The organism is Salinisphaera hydrothermalis C41B8 (assembly GCF_000732535.1).
In the GTDB taxonomy this organism is placed as follows: Bacteria; Pseudomonadota; Gammaproteobacteria; order Nevskiales; family Salinisphaeraceae; genus Salinisphaera; species Salinisphaera hydrothermalis.
In genome coordinates, this window is sequence record NZ_APNK01000084.1 from 1 (window position 1) to 1,264 (window position 1,264).

The following is a 1,264-nucleotide window of genomic DNA, read 5'->3' on the forward strand; positions in this document are numbered from 1 at the left end:
TGAAGTGGACCCCGTGAGCTGGACAGCCCACAGCGATTTTTAAGTGGCAAGCTGCCTGGTTCATGCGGCTTGTGGAAGCCGCGCTGCGTTGAAGTAGACCTGATCGGGCGTCCGTCGCTCAAGCGATTGATGTTTTCGCTTGGCATTGTAGAAACCGAAGTACACGCGAAGCCCGGCACGCGCCTGGCGAGCGTTGTCGTAGGCCTTGAGATAGACCTCCTCGTATTTCACGCTACGCCACAGCCGTTCGATGAACACGTTGTCCATCCAGCGCCCGCGTCCGTCCATGCTGATCTGGATACCCTCGCGCTTGAGCACACCCGTGAACGCGATGCCGGTAAACTGGCTGCCTTGATCCGTGTTGAATATGTCAGGCGTGCCATAAGCCGCGATGGCGGCTTCAAGCGCTTCAATACAGAAGTCATCGTCCATCGTGTTGGCCACACGCCACGACAAGACCTTGCGGGAATGCCAGTCCATAATGGCCACCAGATACAAAAAGCCGCGCGCCATCGGTAAATACGTGATGTCGGCGCACCAGACCTGGTTCGGCCGGTCGATCATCCGATCGCGTAGCAGATACGGGTAGATTCGGTGCCCGGGCGCCGGCTTGGTCGTACGCGGCTTCGGGTACAGGGCCGCCAGCCCCATAATCCGCATCAGACGCTGGACGCGCTTGCGATTGACGATCAGGCCCTCGTCCGCCAGTGCATCGCCGATGCGGCGGCTGCCGAGGAACGGCCATTCCAGATGAATGGCATCGATGCGCTTCATCAGTTCGTCATCGACATTGTTTACGGCCTCGGCACGGTAGTAGACCGTTGACCGGGCGATATCGAGCAGCTGGCACTGCCGCACGATCGGCAGCGCATGATCGGCGGCGATCATGACCCGCCGCGCTTGCCGGGGAAGCGCGCGAGCCCGCGTTCTAAAAAATCGCGTTCCATGCTCAGCTCGCCGATCTTGGCGTGCAGCTCGGTGATCTGGGCCTGCGAATCGGCTTGGGAGGCGCCCTTGTCGAACGTGCCGGTGGCGCCCTCGATCAGCTGGCGCTTCCACTGGGTGATTTGATTCGGGTGTACGTCGTACTGCTGCGCCAGCTCGGCCAGCGTGCCCTCGTCACGCACGGCGGCCAGCGCCACCTTGGCCTTGAACGCCGCCGAATGATTCCTGCGTTTACGTCGCATAAATGCTCCTTGAGCCGATGGCTCTTGCGAAGCAGCTTGCCACTTATCGCACTGTCCAGAAATCAGGGGCCAGTTCA

General features: G+C 60.7%; 1 protein-coding gene. It reads right to left on the reverse strand.

The features are described from left to right. Positions 1-60: 60 nt before the first annotated feature. A protein-coding gene (locus C41B8_RS19150; RefSeq protein WP_415752846.1) for an IS3 family transposase occupies positions 61-1,187 on the reverse strand; the annotation gives its coding sequence in 2 pieces (ribosomal slippage) (positions 61-938 and positions 938-1,187; 1,128 coding nt in all). Positions 1,188-1,264 lie beyond the last annotated feature (77 nt).